A 26,784-nucleotide genomic window follows, 5' to 3' on the forward strand; every position below is an offset into this window, starting at 1 on the left:
GACGCCGAGCACCGCGCCGCTGACGAAGATGTCCTGCTGGAGGCCGGCCAGCCGGCGCGCATGGCAGACGACCGAGTTGTCCGGGAAGTACCGGCTGGCCATCGACGCGACTGGGTACCGGTCGAGCGCCGCGGCCAGGCGGGAGATATCCGATGGCCGCAATTGATAGATGTCATCGTCGACGAAGAGGATCTTCCGCCAGCCGCGTAAGCGCGCCAGGAAGAGGCCGAGGTTGCGTTTGACGCTGAGATCGCTCGACCGCCCGTTGCTGACCGTCCGGAAGACCGCGTCGGACGTGAGCGGCTGGTGGCCCGGCAGCGTGTAGTCATTCGGCACGTCGACGACCAGCGCCTGGGCGCCGAACGTGTCCTCGACGCGCGCCGCGACCTTGTCCGCCTGGGCCTGCCGGCTGCACAGCACCACCAAGGGGACGGACAACTGCGCCGAGAGGTCGATGAGCCGCTGCAACGACGGCCGCGCGGCCGGGACGACGATCGCGTCCAGCCGGCTGTTCGTGGCCGCCGGCGCGACGGCCGAGACATCCCGCAACAGCGCGGCGTGCGACGGGACGTGTTTGGTCGGATTGCTCACTGGGTCGATGCCTTCTTCTTCGGCGACCACTCGAAGAGGCGGTTCGACGCGATCTCCAGGTCGGGTGAGACCGTCTCGGTGCCGATCACCGGGACGCGGAGCAGCAGGGCGAACGAGCCGTCCGGGAAGTGTTCGGCCAGGTAGGCCTCGTTCCGCTCGCGCACCTCGACGTCGGTCAGCGTCCGCACCGCGCCGAGCACGCCGCGGCTGTGAATCCCGTTGCAGATGGTGACCGTGCGGCCGCGCTTGAACGGATTCCGCAGGCGGGCCAGCAGCGCGACGTCCTCGGCCAGCACCCGGACGCCCTCCACCTCGTCCCAGACCGGCAGGAACTCCTGACCGCCGGCGCTGCTGGACCGGAAGATCTCGCCGGTCTCCAGATCGGGGATCTCGACCTGGGAGACCGGCAGCTCCCGGAAGATCCGCAGCATCCGCTTCGCCAGCTGGTTCCAGGCGACGCCGCCGAGGACGACGACGTGACTGCTCAGCTCCTCGTGGACGAACTCCGAGGGCAGCCGGTGCACGACGGTCAGCTCGGGATTGACCGCCCGGAGATGACCCAGCAACTCGATCAGCGCGTCGAGGTCGGCGTACCGGTACATCCGCGTGTAGTTCGGGTCGGTCTCGTTGGCCAGCGGGGACCGCTCGTCCTCCGGGACCTCGGGGCAGATGATCGTGATCGGCCCGTCCTCGAACTTCCAGGTGGACGCCGGGCGCGCGCCGCCGTGGACGGCGTCCCGCAGGCCGATCAGCTCCTGGTGCAGCTCCTGGTACTGCCGCTGCTCGTCGGCCGAGAGCTCATCCTCCGGGGCGAGGCGGGGCGGATCCGTCGCGAAGAACAGCGCGTAGGAGTGCAGCCGCTCGGGCGGCGGCAGCTTCGGCGTGGTCAGCGACTCCCAGGAGCTGATCGTCGCGACCGCGACCGGCTTGTCCGCGCTGAGGGCGTCCGCCAGCATCGCCTGAGTCAGTCTCGGCTCCTGCGACTCACGGAGGTCCCGTAGCTTGCCGGCAAGCCGGACGGCCTCAGGTGAAGCAACCAAGAAGCACTCCCGGGTCGTGGGACGGGTGTTCGGAAACCGTACACCCGTGTATACACCCGAAGACACCCGTAATGCAGTAGATGGATGCCATTCGAGACCTTTCGCCCGCTGTCGTTGCAGAGACAACGCCGGCGATCACCAAAGGTCACGGTTCACACCGACTCGCGCAACCGCATTGCCAGCGGATCACACCGGATCTACTCTCTATACATAGAGTCTACTGACTTCAGGTGTAGTCGGTAAGAACGGTAGAGGAGACGCCAGGACCCACTCGACACGGTGTGCACGAGAGAGTCCAGGCCTATGCCGAGTTCGCTGGCATTGCCGGTCCTCCGCACCCGTAAGAGGTGGTGACCATGCTGAAATCCCTTCCGCGCCCCGCCACGCGCAGCACCACGCGCCCCGCCACCAGCATGTGGCTCCTGATGGCCGCCGATCTGATGGCCGTCATCTGGATGCACATCTTCGGCCCCTGGCTCGACCAGTCCTCCCGGTTCACCTCGACGGCGACACTCGGCGGCCACCACCTGATCGTGATGATCGCCGCCGGTATCGGGTTCGCCATGCTCGCCACCCTCGCGATCCTGACCGACGGCTTCACCAAGACCGGCGCCAAACTCACCATCGCCACCAACGTCGCCTGCGTCATCTCGGTCATCGCCCTGGCCGGCCTGGTCGCGCTCATCCTGGCCGCCCTGCTCAGCCGGCTCATCTTCGGCAAACTCCGCCCCTGAGCAGACCGCTTGCGCCAGAGATAGTTAGTCGGCTAAGTTCTGAACTTAGCCGACTAACTATTATGAGGAGCGGGTTCGTGGAGCTGGGGTTACAAGGGGCTGCGGTGCTGGTGACGGGCGGGTCTTCGGGGATCGGGCGGGCGGCGGCGCTCGGCTACGGCCGGGAGGGAGCGCGGGTGGCGATCACCTACGGGTCCCGGAAGGAGGCTGCCGAGGAGGTCGTGGCGGAGATCGAGGCTGCCGGCGGGACAGGCTTCGCCGTCCCGATGGATCTGAACGATGCGGCCTCGATCGAGGCGGCGGTCGGGGCCGTGGTGGAGCGGTGGGGCGGGTTGGACGTCGCGGTGGGGAACGCGGTGGATTGGGGAGATCTGGGGTTCTACGGGCGGCCGGAGCGGGTCGAGGAGGCGCCGGAAGGCTGGTGGACGCGGGTACTGCGGGCGAACCTGGAGGGAAACTTCCGGTTCGTGCAGCAGGTGGCGCCGGCGTTGCGGCAGTCGAGGGCCGGGCGGCTCGTGCTGGTGTCGACCGATGTGACGGCGCGGCCGATTCCCGGGTCATGGCCGTACGCGGCGGCCAAGGCCGGGTTGCACGGGCTCGTGATGGCGTTGACGAGTGACCTGGGCGCGGACGGCGTCCTGGTCAACATCGTGATGCCGGGGATCACGCTGAACGACGGGGAGCACCGGGCATTACCGAAGGAGGTCGTGGCGGAGGTCACCGGGCAGTTCAGCGCGCGGCACCTTCCGGAGGCGAGCGAGGTCGCGGACGCGATCCTGTTCGTCACCTCGCCGCGGACCCGAGCGATCCAGGGCGAGATCATCCGCGTCACCGGCGGGGTGCTGCTACCGCAGTAAATCGTCGTGGCGCTTGTACCGTAGGGGCAAGGGACCCGCGAGAAGGAGTGTCACGATGACCCGCGCGCTGATCGTGGTGGATGTGCAGAACGACTTCTGCGAGGGCGGGAGTCTGGCGGTCAGCGGGGGCGCCGAGGTGGCGTTCCGGATCGGCGAGCTGGTGCACCGCTGGCACGAGGCTGAGCCGGCGGAGCGCCGGTACCAGTACGTCGTCGCCACCCGGGACCACCACATCGACCCGGGTGACCACTTCTCCGACGAGCCCGACTACGTGAACTCCTGGCCGCGGCACTGCGTCGCCGGGACGGACGGCGTCAGCTTCCACCCGAACCTGGACCCGCAGCCGTTCGACGCCATCTTCGACAAGGGCGAGTACGCCGCGGCGTACTCGGGTTTCGAGGGCAAGTCGCACGAGGGCGGGCGCGGACTTGCCGAATGGCTGCGGGACAAGGGCGTCACGGAGGTCGACGTCTGCGGGATCGCGACCGACTACTGCGTCCGCGCGACCGCGCTGGACGCGCACCGCGAGGGCTTCGGGACGACGGTGCTCACCGAGCTCACCGCCGGGGTGGCCCCCGGCAGCACCGAGGAGACACTCGTCGAGCTCCGCGCCGCCGGGGTCGGGCTCACCTGACCGGCGCGCCCGGGCCGAGCGGGATACCGAGCGCCCACCAGGCCAGGAACAGCAACGTCCAGGCGATCGTCATCGCGATCGCCAGCGGCACCGTGTAGGACGCCAGCGTGCCGACGCCGGCGTCCTTGCGGTAGCGCTGCAGGAAGCCGAGCGCCATCACGAAGTACGGGCTCATCGGCGTGATCGCCGTCGAGCCCGAGTCGGCGATCCGGAACAGCGCCTGCGTGGTCTCGGCCGGGACGTCGAGCAGCAGCATCATCGGCACCAGGATCGGCGCGGTCAGCGACCACATCGCCGAGCCGCTGGTGACGATCACGTTGATGATCGTCAGCAGCACCAGGATGCCGAGGAAGATGACGATCGTCGGCGCGCCGAGATCACCGAGCAGCCGCGCGGACTCGGCCGACAGCAGCTCGCCGATCTTGCTCCAGGAGAAGTACGCCAGGAACTGCGCGATCGCGAAGAACAGCACCAGTACCGGCGCCATCTGCTTGATCCCCTCGGCCATCAACTTCGGGACGTCGCCGCCGCGCTCGATCGCCTTCACGGTGACGCCGTAGGTGATACCGACCAGCCCGAACAGGACGGCGACGACCATCGCGATCCCGTCCAGGAACGGGGATTCGACGATACTGCCGTTCTCCCCGCGCAGCGGTGAGTTGTGCGGGATCAGGACGGCGACGATCGCCAGCGCGGTGACGCCGAAGACGACGCCGGCGCGGATCAGGCCGGTGCGCTCCCGGGCCGACAGCGTGAGCGCGTCCGGGTCCTCGCCGGGCGCGTCCGGATCGGCGTCCAGGTCGTCGCGTTTGCTCAGCACCAGCCGGACGACGAGCGTGATGACGAGCGCGAGCAGCACCGACGAGGCGATGTTGAAGAACCAGTTCGACAGCGGGGAGACCGACGCGTTCGGGTCGACGGTCTTGGCCGCGGCCTCGGTGATCCCGGCGAAGATCGCGTCGTTCGGGGTCGGGATCGGGCTGGCGTCGTACCCGGAGGCGATCGCGGTGTAGGCGACCACGATGCCGAGGATCGGCGACCGGCCGACCGCGCGGAACGCGAGCCCGCCGAGCGGGACCAGGATGATGTACGCCGCCGCCGACGCGACATGCGCCATCGTCCCGGCGAACGCGACCGCGAAGACCACCATGGACTGCGGCACCCGGGAGACGCTGACCTTCATCAGCGACTGCAGGAACCCGGTCCGCTCGGCCAGCGCGACGCCCATGATCACGACCACGATGGTCGCCATCGGCGGGAACTCGGCGAAGTTCGAGATCGCCGTCGAGACGGCCATCTGCAGACCGTCGCCGGACAGCAGGTTCTGCACCGCGACCGTCTTGCCGTCCTTCGGCGAGACGACCGACACGTCCAGCGCGGCCAGGATCGCGCTCACCACCGCGAGGATCCCGGACAGGATCCAGAACAGCCAGAACGGATGCGGCAGCGCGTTGCCGACCCGCTCGATGACCGCCATCGCCCGGACCAGGCGTGGCAGCTCCTTCGTGTCGGTCGCCGTGCTCATCGCTTGTGCGCCTTGAAGAAGTTACCGATCATCTCGTGTGCCTCGAAGGTCTGGGAGACGTATCCGGGACCGGACGCCGCGTCCGACCCGGGCCAGCTGTGTCCACCATCGGTCACCGCGACGTGGACGACGTCCGCGTCACAGCCCTTGTAGGTGAACTTGAGGACATCGTCACCCTGCTGGGACACGCGCGGGTCGGGATCGCAGTGATCGCGGACGGACCAGTCCCGGACCCAGGTCTGGACGTCGGGCAGGTCGCGCTGCCCGTCGCCGCCGTACGGGATCGTGGTGTCGCCGGTGCCGTGGATGGCCAGGACCGGCACCGGCCGGCTCGGCGCGCAGCGGCCGCCCTCGATGTAGAAGGCGCCGGCGACCGGCGCGATCGCGGCGATCCGGTCGGCCAGCTTGCAGGCCAGGATCCCGGTGAAGCCGGCGCCGTTGGACTTACCGGTCGCGTAGATCGCGCGGGTGTCGACGCAGTACTTGCTCTGCAGCTGGTCGAGCAGGTCGGCGGTGAACTTCACGTCGTCGACGCCGTCGGCGGAGTACGGCGCGCCCTGCCAGGCCTGCTTGTTCTCGTCGCCGATCACACCGTTGGGGTAGGCAACGACCGCGTCGAGCTTGGAGAGATCCGAGAAGGCCTCGGTCTGCGCACCGGTCTTACCGCGCCCGTGGAAGACCAGGATCAGCGGATACGTCTTGGTCGGCTTGTAGTTGTCCGGCACGTGCAGCCGGTACGTCCGGGTCAGGCCGCCACTCTGGACGGTGTAGTCCCCGGTCGCCGCGGCCTGGCCGCAGCCCGCGCTCCGGGCGGCGGTCGCCGCAGTTGCCGTGGGCAACGTGGTGGCAGCGGTCACCAGGCCGGCTGCCACCACCAGCGCGGCGCCGCGCCGCCGCCATTCGGTACCGCGGGTTTTCGGGCGTGCGTCAGTCATCGGGGGTGCCTCCTCGGGCAGGGGTGAGCGAGCGGGCAGGCTCGCGCCTGGAGGCGCCACGGGCGCGTCCAGTCAGGGGATGGGACGGTCAGGCCGAGAGGAGCTCGTCGGCGAAGGCGGCGATTCGGTCGGCGGCGGTCTCGACGAGGAGACGGCCGTTCTCGGCGGTGGCGGCCCGGGGATCACCCAGGACGCCGCGCTTGTGGTACTCGTCGAACCCGACGGACAGCCGCGGCCCCCGACCACGACGGGCCAGCCGGGCCGGGACGGACAACTCGTCGAGGGTGGTGGCGCCCGGCTCCAGGCGGTCGGCCTGGATCAGCTCGGGCGCCAGGTACAGCATCTGCGCGGTCTCCGCCTCACCGGCGTGACCGTGCACCTCACTCACCCCCGAGATCAGGTCGGCGACGATCTCGGTCAGCGGAGTCCAGGTGAAGGTCAGGTCTTCGCGGAGGTACTCCTGGGCGAGCACGGACAGGGCGGCGTTGTTCCCGCCATGGCCGGTGACGATCAGGAACTGCTTCCAGCCGTGGATACGCAGGCTGGCGATCAGGTCCCGAAGCACCTGCATGAAAGTTGCCGGTGACAACGACATGGTGCCTGCGAAGGCCAAGTGGTGCGGGGAAACGCCGTACGGGACGGCGGGGGCCAGCACCGCGCGCCCGGCGAGCCGTTCGGCCACGCGCTCGGCGACGCCGATCGCACGGACAGTGTCGGTCGACATCGCCATCCCGCCGCCGTGCTGTTCCTGGGCGCCGACCGGGATGATGACGAGCGGCGCCGTCCGGACCGCCGCGGCGGCTTGGTCGGTGGTCATCTCAGCGAGCCTCATGCGAGCTCACCCGCCTCGACCGCGAGCCGGATATTGTCCAGGTGCTCGCGGGTGAGCCGCTCGGCCCGCTCGGGATCACGATCCCGGACCGCCTCGACGATCGCGACGTGCTCCTCGTGGTCCCGCGTGCGGTTGTCGTACAGCGCGCGGATCTGTTGCTGCTCGCGGACCCGAACCTTCAGCAGCGAGCCGAGCACCTCTGACAGCAGGGGATTGCCGGAGGCGGCGGCCAGCTCGACGTGGAAGTTCAGCGCGAACGACGGCCCGCCCGGCGGGACGAGCGCGTTCGTGACGGCGGCCTCGAGTCGCTCGAGGTTCTCCGGCTGCCGGGCCACCGCCGACTGCGCGGCGATCGCCGGCTCGAGCACCAGGCGGGCGCTGATCAGCTGCAGCACCGACTCCTTGGTGATCGGCGGCCGGTGCGGGTTGGCCAGCACCACATTGTTGATCGTCGGGCCGACGTACGTCCCGGAACCGTGCCGGAACTCGACCGCGCCGGTGGCCTCCAGCTTCCGCAGCGCCTCGCGGACCGTCGGCGTGGTGATCGCGAACCGTTTCGCGAGCTCCCGCGCCGACGGGATGGCGTCGCCGGGCCGCAGCCCGCCGTCCCGGATGATGCCGAGAATCGACTCGGTCAACCGGTCGGACAGGCTGGGTGGCGCCTCGGATGCTGAGTAAGTCACAAAGTGACTAAATCACTTAGCCTTTTCCCGGTCAAGACTTCGGCCCCACCTTCCAGTCCGGATGACCCGGCATCGCGGGGAGCGTCGTCCCGTAGAGCCACGAGCGCAGGAACGGCCCGAGATCCCGCCCGGAGAGCTTCGAGGCGAGCCGGATGTAGTCCTCGGTGCCGGCCACCGAGTTCGCATACTTGCGGACCCAGGCCCGCTCGATCGCCTCGAACGTCTTCGGGCCGACCTGCTGGCGCAGCGCGTAGAGCGCGAGCGCGCCACCGGCGTACTGGGCGTCGCCGTACGGCCGGATCTCGGTCAGGTGACCGGTCCACTTCGCCGGATCGGGGGCGGCGATCGGGCCCTGGGCGAGGATGGCGTTACCGCGCTCCTCGTAGCTGTTACGCATCGACTGCTCCAGTTTGGTCCCGAATCGGGTGCCGGCCCAGAGCGTCTCGTAGAAGACCGCATGCCCCTCGTTCAGCCACAGATCGGACCAGCGGCGCGGGGACACCGAGTTGCCGAACCACTCGTGCGCCACCTCGTGCAGGACGACGGCCTCGGTCCCGTTCTGCTCGAACCCCTCCTTGGTCATCGCCGACGCGGTCATCATCGTCAGCCCCTGCGTCTCCAGCTCGCCGCCGAGCGGAGTGATGTACGAACCGGCCGCCGTCCCGGGGTACCGGCCGAGCAGCTTCTCCAGATAGCGGACCGACGAGTCGAACGACTTCAGCTGCGGCTCGATCGCGGCCAGCTGTGCGGTCGGGACGGCGTACCGCAGCGGCAGGCCGTGCGGGCCCTTGCGGTTCAGGACGGTGAAGGGGCCGACGCCGATCTGCATCAGCTCGGGCGCGATCTTGGCGCGCTCACGGAAGACACGGGTGGTCGAGTCACCGGACTTCGTCGTACTGATCAGCTTGCCGTTGGCCACCGAGTTCTGGTCGGACGGCGCGGTGATCGAGAAGGTGGCCGGCGCCTTCTGGGCCGGGTGGTCGCTGACGGCGAGGATCTTCCGCGCGCCGGAGGGCTGGCTGAGCGCCTGGACGAACCCCTCGTGGCGGATCAGGCCGGGCGGCAGCACGCTCTCGTCCGACACCTCGGCGATCTCGTTGCGGACGTCGACACGGACGGTGAACGGCAGATGGTTGCGTAGCGGTTTGGCCGGGGTGATGACGAGCTCGCCCTGGGGCGTCGCCTTCCAGGTGGTCGGTACGCCGTTCACCCGGACGCCGGTCACTTTCGGGCCGAGCAGGTCGAGGTCGAACGAGCGCAGATCCTGGGTGGCGCGGGCGGACAGGGTGGTGCTGGCGGTGTAGCTCGCGAGTCCTTTGGCGAAACGCAGGTCGAGGCGCTGGTCGAGGACGTCGTACCCGCCGTTGCCCAGCTCCGGCCAGATGGTGTCACCGATCCCCGGGTCGCCCGGCGCCGGTGCGGCTTCGGCGGGTACGGCGAGGCCGGCGGCCAGGGTGGTCAGGGCAACGGACACTGCGACAGATCTTCTCCACATGCCTTGAAACTAAGGAGTTCCGGGCCGCCGATCATCGGCCCGTGGGCTGGCCTGCTGGTCATCCTCAGGTCTTAGGCCAGGCCCAGGTCGTGCACCAGCAGGGCGAGCTTCGTCCGGTTCGGGAGCTGCAGCTTGGCCATGATGTGGGTGACGTGCACCTTGACGGTCGACTCGCTGAGCTGGAGCTTGCCGGCGATCTCGGCGTTGCTGAGGCCTTCGGCGACCTCGATCGCGACCTCGCGTTCGCGCGGTGTCAGCGTCTGCAACGGATCCTGACCGGCGGCGGCCGGGCCGGGCGCGGGCTGCGCGGTGTAGGCGCTGATCAGTCGTTTGGTGATCCGCGGGGACAGCATCGAGTCACCGCGGGCGGCCTGTTCGACGGCCTCGACGAGGGCGCGCGGAGCGATGTCCTTCAGCAGGAAGCCGGTCGCCCCGGCCTGCAACGCCTCGTACACGTACTCGTCCAGGTCGAACGTGGTCAGGACGACGACCGGCGGCGCCTCCGGTAACGCGACCACCCGGCGGGTCACCTCGATCCCGTTCACGCCGGGCATCTGGATATCCGTCAGGACGACGTCCGGCCGGTGTTTCTCGACCAGCTCGACGACCTGCGCGCCATTGGTGTCCTCGGCAACCACTTCGGCGCTGCCACCGGCCTGCAGGATCAGGCGGATGCCGTTGCGCACCAGCCCCTCGTCGTCGAGCAGAAGTACCTTGATCATTCCGTCGCCTTCGTCGGGAACACCGCTCGGACCCTGAACACACTGTCACGCCAACCGGTCTGCAACGCGCCGCCGGCCAGTGAGACGCGCTCCTGCATACCCAGCAGGCCGTAGCCGGAGCCCGGCACCTCCGCCTGCAGGACGCCGCGCGGATTCGTCACCTCGACGACGAGCTCATCGGCGTCGGCGGTGATCCGGACCGTCACCACCACGCCCGGCGCGTGCTTGGTCGCGTTGGTCAAGGCCTCCTGCACGACCCGGTACGCCGCGCGCCCAGCCGCGGGATCGACGTCGGGGATCGGGTCGGGGAGCTCCAGGTCGACCTTGAGCCCGGTGCTGACGGCGTCCGCGACGAGGACCGGGACGGCGTCCAGCGCGGGGGCCACATGGCCCGGCTCACCCGGCAGATCGTCGCGCAGGACCTGGAGGATGTCGCGCAACTCGGTGAGGGCCGCCGTACTCGTCTTGCGAATCACCTCGGCGACCTCTTCGGTCTGCTTGTCCGGCGCGGTCATCGTCAGCGCGCCGGACTGCAGCGCGATCGCGCTGACCCGGTGGGCCACGACGTCGTGCATCTCGCGGGCGATCCGGCGGCGCTCGGCGACGACGACCCGCTCGGCGCGCAGATCCCGCTCGCGCTCGGCCTGGTCGGCGCGGTCCCGGAGGGCGACGAGCAGCGCTCGGCGCTGGTAGACCCAGAGCCCGAGCAGGGTCGGGACGAGCACGAAGAAGACGACGTACCCGACGCTTGATCCGACCGACGTCTCCTGCTTACCCGGCCAGACGACGATCACCGCGCTGCCGTAGAGGAACGAGACCGCGGTCTGCCAGTGCAGACCCTTGCGGCTGGCAACGGTGTACGCCGCGATCGTCACCTGGACGCTGGGCCACCACTGGGCGATCGGCGTACTCGCCATGAACAGCAGCGGGAAGCGGCGGCGGACGATCATCGCGGTGAACGGGACGGCGACGAGGGCGAACGTGTACCAGCGCAGCTCGCGGTTGTTGGCGATCTCCAGCACCAGGCCGGCCGCGACGAGCGCGGCGAACAGGACGTCGAAGACGAGTGTCCGCCACTTCCCGTCCCACCAGGCCAGCCGCATGTCCCCACCGTAGCCCCACCGACCGACGGCCCGGGCGCTAACACTTTCGTACTAGCGCAGATTGGCCTGGTCGGCCGATGTCCCGCGGGCCGGGCCGCGCCAAGCTGGTCTCATGATCACTCTCGTGGCAAGCAGCACCGACCAGACCTGGGGCTTCGTGGGCGGCGCCGTACTGATCGCCGCCCTCGTCGCTTACGTACTCCTCGTCGTCGGCGCCTTCTTCAGCGCCCTGTTCTCCGCGGCGAGCGCGGGGATGAAGCTGGTCTGGATCATCTTCATCATCTGCGCGCCGTTCATCGGCAGCCTGCTCTGGTTCCTGGTCGGCAAGCGGAACTCCGAGGTCGCGTACGGCTAGGGCTTGACGAACAGGACGGCGCGCTCGGCCGAGAGCAGGGCGACGTCCTCGACCCGCCAGTTGTCGGGGACGGCGTCCTTCGCCTCGGACTGCTCGCCGACCCGGTACTCCGCGGTCATCCCGCGCTCGTCGAGTTTGCGCAGGACGTAGGCGACGGTCTGGTTCTCGAACTTGACGCCTTCGAGCGCCTCACCCGGCCCATCCGGCTCCCCCGCGCCGGAGTAGGTCTCCCCCGGCTTGGCGGCGCGGCCGAGGTACAGGTCCGCCTTGCCGCTGTAGCCGACCGGGATCGAGAACTCCGGCGAGCACGCCGTCCCTTGGCAGCCGGCCGGGTACTTCCCGAACTCGATCTCGTCCTCCTTCGCGCCCGGCTCGATGGACGCCGCGATCGCCTCGCCCACAATCGACGGCGACACCGGCGACAGCCGCAGCGTCACCTGCAACCCCTGCGCCTTCAGCTCCGCGTTGTACCGCGCCGCATCAGCCTCCAGATCAAGCACCCGCACCTTGATCACCGGCCCCTCCGTAGCAAACGCCAACGCCGGCCCCAGCGCCGCCGGCCGATCATTCCCCGCCGGCACCCGCACCAAGCTCACCGAAACCCCCACCACCACAGCAGCCGCCACCAACACCGGCGCCAACCGGACAGCACGCCTACGCCACCCCACCGCCGGCCGCGGCCGCCCGGCTAACGACGCGCTCGCGCGCGCGGCGATTACCGCGGCGGCAGGCGGCTTGGCGGCGAGCGGTGTGCTGTTGCCGGAGCGCATGGCGCTTGCCGTGAGCAACTCGTCCGCGCTTCTCGATGCAGCGGCGGCGCTCTGCGCCCCCTCCCCTGGCGCTGCGGGGAGCGGCGTAGCCGCGATCGCGTGCAGGAGGGCGCGGCGGGTTTCGGGGGTTACAGCGCTTGCCGGGTCGTGAGCGGCTACGGGGTCGAGGGCGCGGAGGAGGTTTAGGGGGGTGGTCATGAGTGGGCTCCTCGGGGGGAGGTGGGCAGGAGGTGGTCTAGGCGGCGGCGGGCTCGGTGGAGGCGGACCATGGCCGCGTTGCGCGAGCAGCCGAGGGTGGCGGCGAGCTGGGTGGTGTCGAGGCCTTCCCAGGCGACCAGGGCGAGGATTTCGCGGTCGGCGTCGGAGAGTTGGCGGAAGGCCTCGGCGGCGAGCTGGACCTCGAAGGCGGCGGACTCGGCGGCCACGGGCGTGGTGCGGAGGTCGTCGCGGAGGCGGTCGGCGAGACCGTGCCGGCGGGTCTCGCCGCGGCGGTGGTTGCTCAGGACGCGGCGCGCGACGCCGTACAGCCACGGCAGGATCTGGTCCGCCGGTACGTCGTCCAACCGGCGCCAGGCGACCAGGAACGTCTCGGCCACCAGATCGGCGGCATCCGCGCGGATGTCGAGCCGACGGACGAAATACCGCAGTACGTCGTCGTGGTGGCAGGTGAAGAGGTCCTCGAAACGGGCCAGGCGCGGGCCGGGCGGAGGCTCGATCACTCGGTCGGCCTCCCCCGGCCCCACCCGGGCCTTAGTCAGCAAGTGCGTCATACCCCGTACATGTCCGGGGCCGGCGCGGTCTTACTTCAAGGATTCACGACGATCGGGGCGCCGTTGGCGACGAGCGACCAGTCGCCGGTGTGGAAGGCGGCCGGGTCGACCTCTCCGGTCGCCGTGACGTAGTCGATCATCAGCTGCCGGATCTCGACCTGGCGGTTGTAGACGACCGGGGCCTTCGACACGTGCGGGAAGTTGCCGCCGCCGGACTGCCGGTAGTTGTTCACGGCAAGGACGAACTGCTGGTCGTCGGCTACCGCGACGCCGCCGTACGCGAGATCCACGATCCGCGACCCGACCGCCTTGGCCAAATCGATCTTGTAGGTGAGCGGCTTGGTCAGCCCGCCCATCACGTCGTAGTTGTAGTCCGGCGTGCCGTTCGGCGCGGTCGGCGTCGGCGCGTTGGTCACCGCGGACGACGGGAACGGCCCGGTCCCGCTGACCGCCTTGAAGTACTGCGCGGAGAACTCCAGGTACGCCTTGACCTGCGCGCCCGTCATCGTCACCGCGATCAGCGTGTTGTCGAAGATGTACAGCCCGGCCACGTCGCGCACCGAGACGTCCCCGGCCGGGATCGCCGCGGCCCGGTTGAACGGCGCCGCGATCGACAGCACCGGCAGCGCCGCCTGCGGCGTCCCGGCGAGCGCCTTGGCCACCGCGTCGCCCTGGACGAAGTTGATGAAGTCGAGCGCGGCGGTGTCCTCCCACGGCGCGGTCGCCGCGGACATCGCCTCCTTGCAGGCGCCGATCTTCGAGTTCACGTACCGGACGACGGTGTCGTGGTCCTTCTGCAGGACCTTGACGACCTTCGGGTCGGCCGCGACCGTGTTCGCGTTCAGCACCTGGCTGTGCCGGCTGACCACCTTCCAGCGGCCGCGCGAGTGCTTCAGGTCCAGATCGATCACCGACAGCCGCATGCCCCACTTGAGCGGCTCGGTCAGCAGCACCTGCTCGCCGGTGACCTTGTTCGTGACGATCCGCTCCGGGATCTCCTGGTGCGCGTGCCCGACCAGGACGGCGTCGATCCCGGGCACGGTCTCGGCCATCAGCACCGACGCGTTCTCCGGCACCGGCAGCGTGTCGCCGTACGACGAGGACAGGTCCATCCCGGAGTGCGCGGACACGATCACGACGTCCGCGCCCGCCTTGCGGACCCGCGGCACCCAGAGCTTGGCCAGCTCGACGATCCCGCCGAACTTGATCTTGTTCTCGACCGTCGCCTTGTCCCAGATCGCGATGCCGGGGTTCGTCAGCCCGAGGATGCCGACCGTGATCGGCGCCCGGCCGGGTACGTGCACCCGCTTCAGCACGTACGGCGGGAACACCGGCAGCCCCGTCGTCCAGTCCTGGGCGTTGGCGCCGAGCAGCGGGAACCGCAGCTGCCGCTGGAACCGGCGCAGGATGTCCATGCCGTAGTTGAACTCGTGGTTGCCGAGCGCGGCGGCGTCGTACCCGATCGCGTTCATCGCGGCCGCCATCGGGTGCGTGTGCCCGCCGGTACCGTTCTTACCGGTGATGGGTTCGATCTTCGCGAAGTAGTAGGCCAGCGGCGTGCCCTGGATGGTGTCGCCGGCGTCGACCAGCAGCGGGCGCGGCGCGTGCCGGTCCTTGCCGGTCCGCTGGCGGAACGCGGTGACGAGCGTGGAGATCTTGGCCAGGCCGATGTCGTTGTGCGCGGAGTCGTCGTACTCGGCGTTCTTGAAGTAGTCCCAGTTGAAGACGTTGCCGTGCAGGTCGGTGGTGCCGAGCACGCTCAGCCGCACGGTCCGGTCATGACCGCCGCCCGCGTACGCCGGTGCCGCGCTGAAACCCGCCGCGGCCAGCGCCGCCGCACCGCCGATCGCCGTCCGCCTGCTCATCGTCGTCCGCCCGTTGTCGTTCATTCAGCTGCCTCACGCGTCGTTGGGTCTGGCCCTCGCCACCTTACGTGCGACACGCCCGGTAGCCGATGTGCACCCGGACCCTCCCGCGAGAGAGGATGCAGCCCATGACCAAGCCGCCCGGCAAGCTAGTGCCGTTGGTCGCCGCCCTCCTCTGCGGTGCCGTTCTCGCTCAGGCCGCCCAGCCGTCCGACTCCGATGTCAGTACGTCGTCGCCCGCAACGCGCACGGTCGCGCACGGACCGCTCAGCAAGGCGCCGATCGCGGCTCCGCCGACGACGGCGTCCGGGACGAAGCGGCAGAGCAAGCCGGTGGCGAAGCGAGTCGCCGACGACTGGAACCTGACCGACAACGGCAAGGTCCTGTACCTGACGTTCGACGACGGGCCGCACGCCGGCTGGACGCCGAAGGTGCTGCAGATCCTGCGCAAGCACCGCGCCCAGGCGACCTTCTTCGTGCTCGGCGCCGAGGCCGCCAAGCGGCCCGACCTGGTCGAGCAGACCCGCGCCGCCGGTCACCACATCGGCAACCACACCTGGGACCACCCGATGCTGACCCGGCTGCCGGCCGCGAAGATGCGCCAGGAGATCACCTCCGGCGTCGCCTCGAAGTGTTTCCGCCCGCCGTTCCGCGACACCAACCCGGCCGTCGAGGCCGTCGCGAAGGCCAACCACCAGCGTCAGGTCCTCTGGGACGTCGACACCTTCGACTGGAAGAAACCCGGTGCGGCCCAGATCGAGCACCGCATCCTCGCCGGCGCCTACCCCGGCGCGATCGTGCTCATGCACGACGGCGGCGGCAACCGCGCCCAGACCGTCGCGGCCCTCGACCGGGCGCTGACCAAACTGGCCGCCAAGGGCTACAAGTTCCGCGCCCTGCCCTGTTAGTTCGCCCTGCTAGTTGCGGACGCCGGCGTTGCCGTTCGAGTAGTGCTTCAGGGCCTGGTCGATGACGTGCACCGGCTGGTCCAGCGCCTTGACCAGGAACATGCCGATCGGGTGCAGCAGCGGGCTCGGCTTGACGACCGCGCGGACGGCGGGCTGGTCGAGCCCGCGGACGCCGGCCGTGGTCGCGCCGACGCCGGGCGCCAGGGCGAGCTCGAGCATGAACTGCCCGAACAGCTTCCGCTGCTGGAACCCCTGGACGGCGGACCACGGCAGCATCACCGGATACCCGGCGCCGTCGCAGGCCAGTTCGAGACCGCGCTCGGTCATCCGCATGGCGACGTCCTGGAGCGGGAAGGCGGCGTACCAGCGCTGGCGCTCGGCATCCAGGCGGAGGGCGAGGACCGTGCTGATGACGAGCGGCAGCATCGCCAGGATGAGCAGCAGCGCGAACGGCCAGAGGCCGGAGTACCGCATGGTGATCAGCACGTAGACCGCGCCGAGGATGCCGATGGCACCGATCACCAGCGTCGCCCAGGCGCCGCGCCGCAGCACCGTGCTGACCACCTCGCGCCGCCGCATCACCGCCTGCCGGTCCACCCCGACGACGAACCCGTCCTCACTCATCCGGTAAGAATCCCACTCTCCTGGTTCGACCCGCAAAAGCGGGTCGGTCAAAAACAGTATTGGAACAGCAGATGGCCGGGAGGTGTTCGCAGCCCTGTCGGCGGCCGATCGGCCGTCCATAACCTCCTGCTCTGGCATGACCCGCCCCGTCAGAGGAGAACCAGGCATGAGGAAGCGAACAGCGAATGTGTTCGGCGCGGCCGTCGTCACGATCGGTCTAGTCGCCCTGGCGGTGCCGACCGCCCAGGCCGCCGAGGGCGTCGTCCGTGGCGCGGACGACGCGGCCGCGGTGGCCGGCAAGTACATCGTCGCGTTGAAGGACGCGCCGGCCGGCAAGGTCCGCCCCGCGGCCGTCCGGACCCGGGCCGACGGTCTGAGCGACAAGTTCGGCGGCTCGGTCGGCTACGTCTACGACCAGGTCCTCGGCGGCTACTCGGCCCAGATGACCGCGGCCCAGGCCCGCCGGCTCGCGGCCGACCCGTCGGTCGCCTACGTCCAGCAGGTCCAGACCAGGAGTGTCGCGGACACGCAGCCCAATCCCCCGAACTGGGGTGACGACCGGATCGACCAGCGCGACCTGCCGCTGAACAAGTCGTTCAGCTACCCCGCCAACGCGGGCCAGGGGACGACGGTCTACGTCCTCGACACCGGGATCAACGCGAACCACCAGGACTTCACCGGCCGGGTGAAGCAGGGCATCGACTACGTCGACGGCGACAGCAACCCCGCCGACTGCCAGGGCCACGGCACCCACGTCGCCGGCTCCGCCGTCGGGACGACGTACGGCGTCGCCAAGAAGGCCAACGTCGTCGCCGTACGGATTCTGGACTGCCAGGGCAACGGCCAGGACGACGACATCCTCGCCGGGATGAACTGGATCAAGTCGAACGCGGTCAAACCCGCTGTGGTCAACTACAGCGTCGGCTGCCGCAGCCGGTGCACCAGCGACGCGTTGGACAATGCGGTCAAGGCGATCATCGCCTCCGGCGTGCAGTTCGTGCAGGCGGCGGGGAACAGCAACGACGACGCCTGCTACTACAGCCCGCAGCGAGTCCCGGCGGCGATCACGGTCGGCAACAGCACCATCTCGGACGCCCGTTACACCGGCACCGGCCCGTCCAGCTACGGCTCGTGCCTGGACATCTGGGCGCCCGGAACCAACATCATCTCCGCGTCGTACAGCAGCAACACCGGTACGGCGACGATGACCGGTACGTCGATGGCGTCGCCGCACGTCGCCGGCGCCGCCGCGCTCTACCTGGGCGCGAACCCGAACGCCACCCCGCAGCAGGTCCGGGACGCGCTCGTCAACAACGGCAGCACCGGCAAGCTGACCGGGATCAACACCGGCTCACCGAACGTCCTGCTCTACACGGCGTTCATCGGCGGCGACACCCCGACCGGCCTCTCGGTGACCAACCCGGGCAACCAGTCCACGGCGGTCGGCGGGACGGCGAACCTCCAGCTCCAGGCCTCGGGCGGGACGTCGCCGTACACGTGGAGCGCGTCGGGGCTGCCGGCCGGGCTGTCCCTTGACTCGGCCACCGGCAAGATCACCGGCTCGCCGACCACCCAGAACACGTACAACGTGACGGTGACCGCCACCGACGCGGCCGGCAAGACGGCCCAGGCGACCTTCACCTGGACGATCGGCGGCTCCGGCGGCTGCACGGCGGCCCAGGTCGTCGGCAACTCGGGCTTCGAGAACGGCAGTACGCCGTGGGCCGCGAACGCCAATGTGATCGGCTCCTGGCCGCAGCAGGCGGCGCGCGGCGGCAGCCGGTACGCCTGGCTCGGCGGCCAGGGCGCGCCGCACACCGACTACGCATCGCAGTCGGTGACCATCCCGGCCGGCTGCTCGACGGTGACGCTGCGCTTCTGGCTGCACATCGACACCGCCGAGACCGAGAACGTGGCGTACGACAAGCTGACCGTGACGCTGGGTAGCACGACGCTCGCGACGTACTCGAATCTGCACAAGGCCCGCGGGTACGCCGAGAAGGTGTTCGACGTGAAGCAGTTCGCCGGGCAGACGGCGACGCTGAAGTTCAACGGCGTCGAGGACCAGAACCTGCAGACCAGCTTCGTGGTCGACGACGTGACGCTGTCCGCCTCCTGAGCCGTGGCGGGTGGAGGGACGGCCGGCACCCCCGGCCGTCCCTTCTGTGCGTGAGGCATCAACAACAGGCGGCCGAGGGCACATACTCTCCCCTATGGCAAAGCCGATCATCGGCAGCGAACTGGCTCAGGTGCTCCGGACCGGACCGTTCTCCGCCGCGTTGCACCTGGCGATCGAGGCCAGCGGCCTCCGGCTGGACGAGATCCAGACCCGGCTGGCGGAGCAGGGCATCATGATCAGCCAAACCACGCTGGCCTACTGGCGCCGCGGCCGCAGCCGCCCGGAGCGTCCTGCCTCGCTGCTCGCCGTCGGCTCTCTCGAAGGCATCCTCGGCCTGCCCACGGACGCGCTCACCGCCCAGCTCGGGCCCCGGCGTCCGCGCGGGCGCTGGCTCGACCACCAGCCGGGCACGATGGAGATGACCGAGGTCTGGTCGGACGCCAGCGGTCTCGAAGGCCTGCTGGAGGACGTCGACACTCCCGTGCACAACATCCTCCAGCGCGTCAGCATGCACGACCTGTTCGTCCTGGGGCCGGATCGGACCGTCTCGCTGCTGACCACCCGGGCCGTCGTCCGCGCCACCGCGGACAAGGTCTCCCGCAGCGTCGTCGTCTACCACAACGACGACGGGGACGGCGGTCTGCCGAGCATCCACCCGGTCCGCAACTGCCGGATCGGGCGGACCCGCTCCGACGCGGCCGGCCGATTCCTGGTCTCCGAGCTGATCTTCGACCGCGTGCTGGGCCTGGGCGACACCGCCGTCCTCGAGTACGAGCTGCGATTCACGCCCGGGCCGCCCTCGGACCACTACCACCGCGCGTTTCCCGCCGAGACCGGCGACTACCTGCTGCAGGTGCAGTTCGCTCCCGAGGCGCTGCCGGCCCGCTGCTTCCGGTACAGCCGGCGCCGGGAGAACGCACCCGACCAAGGGCTCCGTGAAGTGTGGGTCGGCAGCACGCACGGCGTCCATGTCGTCGACAGGGACATCGCTCCCGGTCTGGTCGGGCTGCGCTGGGAGTGGGACTGATCAGGAGCCGAGGCGGCGGCCTGCCCAGGTGTAGGCGTAGACGCCGTCGTCCACGGCGCGGCCGCCTTCGCCGAGCTCCAGCGGGCGGAAGGTGTCGACCATGACGGCCAGCTCTTCGAACCGTTCGGCGCCCAGCGAGGCCTCGATCGCCGAGGGCTGCGGACCGTGGGCGTAGCCGCCCGGGTGCAGGGAGATCGAGCCGAGGCCGATGCCGGAGCCCTTGCGCGCCTCGTAGTCGCCGCCGCAGTAGAACATCACCTCGTCGGAGTCGACGTTCGAGTGGTAGTAGGGCACGGGCACCGACAGCGGGTGGTAGTCGACCTTGCGGGGCACGAAGTTGCAGATGACGAAGTTGTGGCCCTCGAAGACCTGGTGCACGGGTGGCGGCTGGTGGATCCGGCCGGTGATCGGCTCGTAGTCGCTCACGTTGAACGTGTACGGGTACAGGCAGCCGTCCCAGCCGACGACGTCGAACGGGTGCGTCGCGTACGTCATCCGGCTGCCGACGATCCCGCTCGGCCCGTGCCCGCGGTGCTTCACGAGGACCTCGACGTCCTCACCCTCGACCACGAAGGGCTCGGTCGGGCCGTGCAGGTCGCGCTCGCAGTACGGCGAGTGCTCGAGGAACTGCCCGTAGCGGGACAGGTACCGCTTCGGCGGCGCGATGTGCGAGTTGGCCTCGATGCAGTACGCGTGGACGCCGTCCGGCCCGGGCAGCCAGCGGTGCGTCGTCGCCCGCGGGATCAGCACGTAGTCGCCCTCGACCGCGTTCAGGACGCCGAACACCGTCTCGACGGTCGCCGAGCCCTTCTCGACGTACACGCACTCGTCGCCGATGGCGTTGCGGTAGTACGGCGACGCCTGCCCGGCCACGACGTACGAGATCCGGACGTCGCCGTTCCCCAGCACCAGCCGCCGATGCTCGACGACATTGGCCGCCGAGGTGTCGGTGAACAGGTCGTGGAGTTTGAGGTGCCGCGGCGTCAGCGGGTGGTTCGGGACGGTCGCCAGGTCCGGCAGCTCCCAGATCTGGGAGTCGACGATCGCGGACGGGACGCCGGCGTGGTAGAGCAGCGACGAGTCCGACGAGAAGCCCTCCTCGCCCATCAGCTCCTCGTAGTACAAGGCGCCTTCCGGGTTCCGGAACTGCGTGTGCCGCTTCGGCGGCACCTGCCCGACCTGCCGGTAGAACGTCATCTTCTCCACTCCCGCTGTACGATAATCGAACGCTTGCGTCCGCTTACCGAAAGCATCCGTTAGGCTCGGAGCCATGTCAACCGTCCCTGCCCTGTACCGGCGCCTGGTCGACGACGCGGCGATGTTCCCGCCCGGCGACCTGCCGCTGACCGCGGCCGTCCCCGCGCACCACGCGCACCACAGCGCGCCGTACGCCGAGCTGGTGGGCGCGTTCGTCTGCACCGACGAGGACCTGCCGAAGGTCGCCGAGGCGACCGTCGGCCCGCTGCGCGTCGCGGTCGTGATCACCGGCGGCGCCGGCGGGATCGAGCCCGCCGTCCGCTGGACCGAACGCTCGGCCGGGCTCGAGCTGGCCACGGTCGAGGTCCGCCTGCGCGACGAGGGCGACCTCGCGCGGAACGCGCTGCGCGTCGTCCGCGCGGCCGAGGACTGCCTCGACGACCAGGCCGTGTACGTCGAGACCGGGCTGGACGGCGCCTGGGAGCAGGCGCTCGACGCCGTCGCCGAGGCCGGCTACGCCGCCAAACTGCGCACCGGCGGCCTGGACGCCCACCTGTTCCCGACCCCCGACCAGGTCGCGAGCTTCATCACCGCCTGCCTGGATCGCGAGGTGCCGTTCAAGTGCACGGCCGGGCTGCACAACGCCGTCCGGCACACCGACCCGGCGACCGGCTTCGAGCACCACGGCTTCCTGAACGTCCTGCTCGCCACCCGCGCCTCCCTGGACGGCGCCGCCCACGCCGAGCTCGTCGACGTACTGACTTTGGCGGACGGCGCTCAGCTGGCCGATCGAGCCCGGGCGCTGACCGACCAGCAGGCGGACAGCACCCGCCGCTGGTTCACCTCGTTCGGCTCCTGCAGCATCGACGAACCGCGGCACGACCTGACCGCCCTGAACCTGATGGAGAACCTGTGACCTTCGGCCCCGACAACCTGCCCCTGGGCGTCTTCCGGCGCGGCGACGAGGCCCCGCGCGTCGGCGCAGCGCTCGGCGACCGGGTCATCGACCTCACGCCCCTCGGCCTCTCGGAGACCTTCGCGCAGCCGACCCTGAACGCGTTCCTCGCGCTCGGCCGCCCGGCCTGGACGTCGCTGCGCAACCAGCTGCTCGAGCTGGTCCGTACCGGCGGCGCCGACGCCCACCTGATCCCGCAGGACGCCGTCACCATGGAGCTCCCGTTCGAGGTCGCCGACTACGTCGACTTCTACGCCTCCGAGCAGCATGCATCCAACCTCGGCCGGCTCTTCCGCCCGGACGACGAACCCCTGCTGCCGAACTGGAAACACCTCCCGGTCGGCTACCACGGCCGCGCCGGAACAGTCGTTGCCAGTGGCACCGAGATCGTCCGCCCCTCGGGCCAGCGCAAGGCCCCGGACGCGCTGGCGCCGACGTACGGGCCGACGCAGCGCCTCGACATCGAGGTCGAGCTCGGTTACGTCGTCGGTACGCCGTCCGCGCTCGGCGAGCCGGTGTCCGTCGACGACTTCCGCGAGCACGTGTACGGCGTCGTCCTGGTCAACGACTGGTCGGCGCGCGACATCCAGGGCTGGGAGTACGTGCCGCTCGGCCCATTCCTGGGCAAGTCGTTCGCGACCTCGATCTCGCCGTGGGTGATCGCTCTCGACGCGCTCGAACCGGCCGCCGTCCCGCTCCCGACGCAGACGCCGGCGGTGCTGCCCTATCTGGCCGGTAGCGAACTGGTGAACTACGACATCACCTTCGAGGTCCGCATCAACGGCGAGCTGGTGAGCACGCCGCCGTACCGGGACATCTATTGGTCGCCCGCCCAGATGCTCGCGCATATGACCGTCAACGGCGCCTCGGTCCGCACGGGCGACCTGTACGCCTCGGGCACGGTCAGCGGAACGGAGCCCGACCAGCTCGGCTCGCTGATCGAGCTGACCAAGGCCGGCCGCGAGCCGATCACCGTCGGCGGCAAGGACTACACCTTCCTGCAGGACGGCGACGAGGTTGTCATCACCGCCACAGCCGGTGACCTGGACCTCGGCGCGGTCTCCGGAAAGATCCTCCCGACGCGGGGCTGAACGAGTAAGTCTGTTCATAACTGTTCGTTTCTCTTGACGAGTTTGCGGTTACGTGCGAACTTCGTCGGCATGAAACGTTCAGTGGGGTGTGGAGTGCTGACCGGAGCGCTGGTTGCCGGGGTCCTGATCGTGCCCGTGGGCGCGCAGGCCGCCGGCGACCTGACGCTGCGGTCCCGGGAGCTGACGGTCACCGTGGGAGCCGATTTCCCGCGGGTGATCAAGTACGTCGACAACGCGTCCGGCCAGGCCCTCGCCGGGCGGGCCGAGCCGTTGTCGACCGTGACCATCGACGGGACCGCGCGGACGGCGCACCTCGCGGCGACGCCGGCGATCCGGGGCGGAAAGGCGTCGTACCGGCTCGCCTTCGACGCCCTGCCCGGCGTCGAGCTGGATGCCAGCCTGAGCCTGACCGGCCGGGTCACGACGTTCCGGATCGACGCCGTCCGCGACACCGAGACGAACCGCGTGCACACGATCGACATCCCGGACCACGACCTGGTCTCGGTGGCGAGCACGGACGCCGGCGCGACCACGGCGTTCACCACGCTCGACCCGGACTCCACGCGGACCGCCGACAAGATCACGCCGGTCACCGCCACGACTCCGGCCGACGCGGCCGCCGTCGGCGCGACGTACGCGTTCGTCAACACCAGCGGGCTGGCCGCCGGGATCGAGTCGAACTCGGTCTACGACAAGCCGTCCGGGCAGTCCGTGGACGACGGCGCCCGGTTCTGGCACCGGGCCCGCAAGGGCGCCGACGGCAGCACGCGGGTCGGCGTCTGGAGCGGCCAGTGGACGCACCGCGCGGACACCTCGCCGTACACCGAGCCGTTGCCATGGGCAAAGGTCGTCGTGACGCCGGACGCGAACCGGGACCGGACCGTCGACTGGCAGGACGGCGCGGTCGCGTTCCGCTCGATCATGACCGAGCCGCCGGGCGGGGACGAGGTGAAGAACCGGGTCATCACGCACATCCCGTTCAACTTCGCGAGCCAGGCGACGCACCCGTTCCTGCGCACCCTGGACGACGTCAAGCGGATCTCGCTCGCGACCGACAACCTCGGCCAGATGGCGATCCTCAAGGGCTACGGCTCGGAGGGGCACGACTCCGCACATCCCGATTACGGCGGCAACTACAACACGCGCGCCGGTGGGCTGACCGATCTCAACAAGCTGCTCAGCAAGGGCAAGAGCTGGAACACCAGCTTCGGCGTCCATGTGAACGCGACCGAGTCCTACCCGGAGGCGAAGGCGTTCAGCGAGGAGCTGGTCGACAAGACCGCCAAGGGCTGGAACTGGCTCAACCAGAGCTACTACATCAAGCAGCGCCCGGATCTTGCCTCCGGCAACATCGTCGACCGCTTCCAGCAGTTGCGGGACGAGACCGACAAGAACCTCAAAGAGCTCTACATCGACGTCTACTACCAGTCCGGCTGGCTGGCCGACGGCCTGACCCGGCAGCTCGGCGACCAGGGCTGGCAGATCGCGACCGAGTGGGCCGACCGGCACGAGCGGACGTCGCTCTGGTCGCACTGGGCCACCGATCTCGACTACGGCGGCGCGACCAACAAGGGCCTGAACTCGCAGATCATCCGGTTCGTCCGCAACCACGAGAAGGATGTCTGGAACAACGACCCGATCCTGGGCCAGGCCAGCCTGGTCGAGTTCGAGGGCTGGACCGGTGAGGTCGACTGGAACAAGTTCTACGCCAACATCTGGCAGAAGAACCTGCCCACCAAGTTCGCCCAGCAGCAACAGATCGTCGACTGGAACGACGGCGCGATCACCTTCACCGGCGGCGTCCGCGGCGCGGTCGAGGGCGGCAAACGCGCCCTGTACGTCGGGGACGCGAAGGTGCTCGACGGCGACAAGTACCTGCTGCCCTGGGACGGGAACAAGAAGCTCTACCACTACAACCCGGCCGGCGGCAGCACGACCTGGAAGGTCCCGAGCGCCCTGGCGCGGACGCCGAAGTTCGGCGTCTACAAGCTGACCGACACCGGCCGCGTCCAGGTCGGCACGGTGCCCGTACGCCGAGGCGCGGTCACACTCGACGCCGTCGCCGGGCAGCCCTATGTGCTCTACCCGATCGCGGCGCCGAAGCCGAACGCGGCGAACTGGGGTGACGGCAGTCAGCTGCAGGACCCCGGCTTCAACGCCGGCAACCTGACCGCCTGGAACGCGACCGGCGGCGCGACGATCGACCGACTGGCCAACGGGCAGCACGTCGCCGCCCTCGGAAGCCGCGCTTCCACCCTGAAGCAGCGGATCACCGGGCTCACCCGCGGTAAGACCTACAGCGCCTCGGCCTGGATCGAGGTCGAGCCCGGCAAGACCCGGCCGACCACGATCACCGTGGACGGCGTCCGGAACACCGTCCAGCGGTCGACCGCGAAGAACCACGTCGCCGCGGACGACAAGCACGGCGCGAACTACCAGCGCGCCCGAGTCGTCTTCACCGCCAAGGGTTCGACGGCCGAGCTCAGCATCGGCGCTGCCGCCGGGGACGCCAAGGTCCGCATCGACGACGCGCGGGTGATCGAGACGACCAAGCCGGCCGCCGGGCTCGTCGACGACTTCGAGAACGTCGACCAGGGCTGGGGCCCGTTCCTCAAGGGTGATGCGGGCGGCGTCACCGATCCGCGGACGGTGCTCGCGCGCAAGCACGCGCCGTACACGCAGGCCGGTTGGAACGGCAAGCTGGTGGACGACGTCCTCGATGGCGAGTGGTCCCTCAAGTCGCATGAGGAGAACGAGGGGCTGGTCTACCGGACGGCGCCCTGGACGGTGAACTTCCAAGCCGGCCACAAGTACCGGGTCAGTTTCGACTACGCGAGCGGCCGGGCCGGTCAGTACGCGTGGGTCCGCGGCGTCGACCGGCCGGAGTCGGTCGAGGTGAACAGCACGCCGATCGGTGAGCAGCGGACGAAGGCGACCTTCGAGCAGTCGTTCGTGGCCGGGTGCGGCGGCGACAACTGGGTCGGCTTGCGCAAGCTGACCGCCGGCGGCGATCAGGCCGACTTCGTCATCGACGACTTCGCGGTCACCGACCTCGGTCCGACGTCCGATCCCGCGGACTGCACCTCGGTCGCGGTGACCGGGACCAACGGGCTCGTCTCCGGCGAGGCCAACACCGTCACGACAACCTTCACCAACAACGATGTCGTTGCGGCCGGCAACATCACCCTCGGCCTGATCGGCCCGGCCGGCTGGACCGTCGCTGCCAGCTCACCGGCGACGCATGCCTCGGTGGCCGCCGGGGCCACGGTTCAGACCACTTGGGACGTCACTCCCCCGGCCGGCACCGCCGAAGGAAAGTACGTGCTGACGGCAACAGGCGCTTCGGCCACCACCACCGCGGAGGCGACCGTGCTGCCGCCGGGAATCGTGCCGCAGTCCAGGATCAAGGTCGCCGACGTCAGCAGCCAGGACACCGCCACCGGCGGCGCCGCAACCGAGGCACTGGACGGAAACCCCAGCACCATCTGGCATTCCGCCTGGTCCCAAGGAACTCCGGCCGCCTTCCCCCACCACGTAACCCTCGACCTCGGCTCGACGTACCAGGTCGACGGCTTCAGCTACCTACCCCGCCAATCCGGCACCAACGGCATGTTCAAGGGCTACGAGATCTACGTCAGCTCCGATGCCCAAACCTGGGGCGCCCCCGTAGCCACCGGCCAATTCCCCAACTCGACCGCCATCCAACGGCTCAACTTCCCCGCCACCCCCGCCCGCTACCTCAAGTTCGTCGGCACCAGCTCCCTCAACGGCGCCACCTTCGGCTCCGCCGCCGAGTTCAACGTCTACGGAACCCGTTAAGAACAACGCGAGCGGCGCTCGGCTCCCCCCAGGAGAGCCACGCACCCCCCCCGGAAGCCACTTTTGGTGGTGGCGTTTCCCCCCGGCCTGTGGGGGGTTGCTGTGGAAAAACAGAAAGTGGTGACGCAAAAAG

23 protein-coding genes are annotated in these 26,784 nt (G+C 69.6%); 10 read left to right on the forward strand and 13 right to left on the reverse strand.

Translation table 11 applies throughout. The features are described 5' to 3' along the window. Positions 1-587: 587 nt before the first annotated feature. Positions 588-1,631, reverse strand: coding sequence for a hypothetical protein (locus tag ACZ6ZD_RS24260; protein ID WP_465675749.1), 1,044 nt, complete (start codon positions 1,629-1,631; stop codon positions 588-590). 356 nt (positions 1,632-1,987) lie between these two features. On the opposite strand from ACZ6ZD_RS24260, the gene ACZ6ZD_RS24265 reads away from it, so the two are divergent. The 3 genes from ACZ6ZD_RS24265 to ACZ6ZD_RS24275 all read left to right on the forward strand — a co-directional run bounded on the left by ACZ6ZD_RS24265 (position 1,988) and on the right by ACZ6ZD_RS24275 (position 3,856). Further along, positions 1,988-2,365 carry a hypothetical protein gene (locus tag ACZ6ZD_RS24265; protein WP_465675751.1) on the forward strand — a complete coding sequence of 126 codons (378 nt, stop codon included), beginning with the start codon at positions 1,988-1,990 and terminating at the stop codon, positions 2,363-2,365. A gap of 77 nt (positions 2,366-2,442) precedes the next feature. Continuing rightward, positions 2,443-3,222 (forward strand): SDR family NAD(P)-dependent oxidoreductase, encoded by a 780-nt coding sequence (locus ACZ6ZD_RS24270; protein WP_465675753.1) that lies wholly within the window; start codon positions 2,443-2,445, stop codon positions 3,220-3,222. A gap of 55 nt (positions 3,223-3,277) precedes the next feature. Next, positions 3,278-3,856, forward strand: a complete 579-nt coding sequence (locus tag ACZ6ZD_RS24275; RefSeq protein WP_465675755.1) for a nicotinamidase — start codon at positions 3,278-3,280, stop codon at positions 3,854-3,856. Here the strand turns inward: ACZ6ZD_RS24275 and ACZ6ZD_RS24280 are convergent. The 7 genes from ACZ6ZD_RS24280 to ACZ6ZD_RS24310 form a co-directional block, all read right to left on the reverse strand. Next, entirely contained in the window at positions 3,849-5,381 is a 1,533-nt protein-coding gene (locus ACZ6ZD_RS24280; protein WP_465675757.1) for an AbgT family transporter, read from the reverse strand. The two genes, ACZ6ZD_RS24275 and ACZ6ZD_RS24280, sit on opposite strands and share 8 nt — an antisense overlap. Next, positions 5,378-6,316, reverse strand: a complete 939-nt coding sequence (locus ACZ6ZD_RS24285) for a CE1 family esterase (RefSeq protein WP_465675759.1) — start codon at positions 6,314-6,316, stop codon at positions 5,378-5,380. The genes ACZ6ZD_RS24280 and ACZ6ZD_RS24285 overlap by 4 nt, the downstream gene beginning before the upstream one ends. Positions 6,317-6,404: 88 nt before the next feature. Next, on the reverse strand, positions 6,405-7,148 hold the full coding sequence (locus ACZ6ZD_RS24290) for a creatininase family protein (protein ID WP_465675761.1): 744 nt from the start codon (positions 7,146-7,148) through the stop codon (positions 6,405-6,407). Next, on the reverse strand, positions 7,145-7,831 hold the full coding sequence (locus ACZ6ZD_RS24295; protein WP_465675763.1) for a FadR/GntR family transcriptional regulator: 687 nt from the start codon (positions 7,829-7,831) through the stop codon (positions 7,145-7,147). Before ACZ6ZD_RS24295 ends, ACZ6ZD_RS24290 begins: the two co-directional genes overlap by 4 nt. A 31-nt stretch (positions 7,832-7,862) precedes the next feature. Further along, positions 7,863-9,326, reverse strand: coding sequence for a M1 family metallopeptidase (locus tag ACZ6ZD_RS24300; protein WP_465675765.1), 1,464 nt, complete (start codon positions 9,324-9,326; stop codon positions 7,863-7,865). Positions 9,327-9,397: 71 nt separating this feature from the next. Continuing rightward, positions 9,398-10,048: a response regulator gene (locus ACZ6ZD_RS24305; protein ID WP_465675767.1), complete on the reverse strand. Its 651-nt coding sequence runs from the start codon at positions 10,046-10,048 to the stop codon at positions 9,398-9,400. Beyond that, positions 10,045-11,151 (reverse strand): histidine kinase, encoded by a 1,107-nt coding sequence (locus ACZ6ZD_RS24310; RefSeq protein WP_465675770.1) that lies wholly within the window; start codon positions 11,149-11,151, stop codon positions 10,045-10,047. Before ACZ6ZD_RS24310 ends, ACZ6ZD_RS24305 begins: the two co-directional genes overlap by 4 nt. Positions 11,152-11,263: 112 nt before the next feature. On the opposite strand from ACZ6ZD_RS24310, the gene ACZ6ZD_RS24315 reads away from it, so the two are divergent. Further along, positions 11,264-11,506, forward strand: a complete 243-nt coding sequence (locus ACZ6ZD_RS24315; protein ID WP_465675772.1) for a PLD nuclease N-terminal domain-containing protein — start codon at positions 11,264-11,266, stop codon at positions 11,504-11,506. Here the strand turns inward: ACZ6ZD_RS24315 and ACZ6ZD_RS24320 are convergent. From ACZ6ZD_RS24320 to ACZ6ZD_RS24330, 3 genes are read right to left on the reverse strand one after another with little or no spacing between them, the layout of a single operon-like run. Continuing rightward, complete coding sequence (locus ACZ6ZD_RS24320; RefSeq protein WP_465675774.1) at positions 11,503-12,474, reverse strand: hypothetical protein; 972 nt, start codon at positions 12,472-12,474, stop codon at positions 11,503-11,505. The two genes, ACZ6ZD_RS24315 and ACZ6ZD_RS24320, sit on opposite strands and share 4 nt — an antisense overlap. Beyond that, positions 12,471-13,046, reverse strand: a complete 576-nt coding sequence (locus ACZ6ZD_RS24325; protein WP_465675776.1) for an RNA polymerase sigma factor — start codon at positions 13,044-13,046, stop codon at positions 12,471-12,473. The genes ACZ6ZD_RS24320 and ACZ6ZD_RS24325 overlap by 4 nt, the downstream gene beginning before the upstream one ends. Positions 13,047-13,081: 35 nt before the next feature. Beyond that, positions 13,082-14,935, reverse strand: coding sequence for a bifunctional metallophosphatase/5'-nucleotidase (locus ACZ6ZD_RS24330; protein ID WP_465675778.1), 1,854 nt, complete (start codon positions 14,933-14,935; stop codon positions 13,082-13,084). A gap of 104 nt (positions 14,936-15,039) precedes the next feature. Here ACZ6ZD_RS24330 and ACZ6ZD_RS24335 point away from each other — a divergent pair, with 104 nt between their 5' ends. Then, complete coding sequence (locus ACZ6ZD_RS24335) at positions 15,040-15,819, forward strand: polysaccharide deacetylase family protein (RefSeq protein ID WP_465675780.1); 780 nt, start codon at positions 15,040-15,042, stop codon at positions 15,817-15,819. 9 nt (positions 15,820-15,828) lie between these two features. On the opposite strand, the gene ACZ6ZD_RS24340 is transcribed toward ACZ6ZD_RS24335, so the two are convergent. Continuing rightward, positions 15,829-16,443: a hypothetical protein gene (locus ACZ6ZD_RS24340; RefSeq protein WP_465675782.1), complete on the reverse strand. Its 615-nt coding sequence runs from the start codon at positions 16,441-16,443 to the stop codon at positions 15,829-15,831. Positions 16,444-16,609: 166 nt separating this feature from the next. On the opposite strand from ACZ6ZD_RS24340, the gene ACZ6ZD_RS24345 reads away from it, so the two are divergent. Continuing rightward, positions 16,610-18,562 carry a S8 family peptidase gene (locus tag ACZ6ZD_RS24345; protein WP_465675784.1) on the forward strand — a complete coding sequence of 651 codons (1,953 nt, stop codon included), beginning with the start codon at positions 16,610-16,612 and terminating at the stop codon, positions 18,560-18,562. 94 nt (positions 18,563-18,656) lie between these two features. Continuing rightward, positions 18,657-19,589, forward strand: a complete 933-nt coding sequence (locus ACZ6ZD_RS24350; RefSeq protein WP_465675786.1) for an XRE family transcriptional regulator — start codon at positions 18,657-18,659, stop codon at positions 19,587-19,589. Here the strand turns inward: ACZ6ZD_RS24350 and ACZ6ZD_RS24355 are convergent, their stop codons facing one another. Then, positions 19,590-20,786 carry a homogentisate 1,2-dioxygenase domain-containing protein gene (locus ACZ6ZD_RS24355; RefSeq protein ID WP_465676093.1) on the reverse strand — a complete coding sequence of 399 codons (1,197 nt, stop codon included), beginning with the start codon at positions 20,784-20,786 and terminating at the stop codon, positions 19,590-19,592. A 73-nt stretch (positions 20,787-20,859) separates the two neighbouring features. Between ACZ6ZD_RS24355 and ACZ6ZD_RS24360 the strand changes: the two genes are divergently transcribed. From ACZ6ZD_RS24360 to ACZ6ZD_RS24370, 3 genes are all read left to right on the forward strand, one after another. Next, complete coding sequence (locus ACZ6ZD_RS24360; protein ID WP_465675788.1) at positions 20,860-21,702, forward strand: hypothetical protein; 843 nt, start codon at positions 20,860-20,862, stop codon at positions 21,700-21,702. Beyond that, on the forward strand, positions 21,699-22,832 hold the full coding sequence (gene fahA, locus ACZ6ZD_RS24365) for a fumarylacetoacetase (RefSeq protein ID WP_465675790.1): 1,134 nt from the start codon (positions 21,699-21,701) through the stop codon (positions 22,830-22,832). The genes ACZ6ZD_RS24360 and fahA overlap by 4 nt, the downstream gene beginning before the upstream one ends. A 69-nt stretch (positions 22,833-22,901) precedes the next feature. Then, on the forward strand, positions 22,902-26,651 hold the full coding sequence (locus tag ACZ6ZD_RS24370; protein ID WP_465675792.1) for an endo-alpha-N-acetylgalactosaminidase family protein: 3,750 nt from the start codon (positions 22,902-22,904) through the stop codon (positions 26,649-26,651). The last annotated feature ends 133 nt before the right edge of the window (positions 26,652-26,784 follow it).

It is taken from the genome of Kribbella sp. NPDC104218, assembly GCF_055584105.1.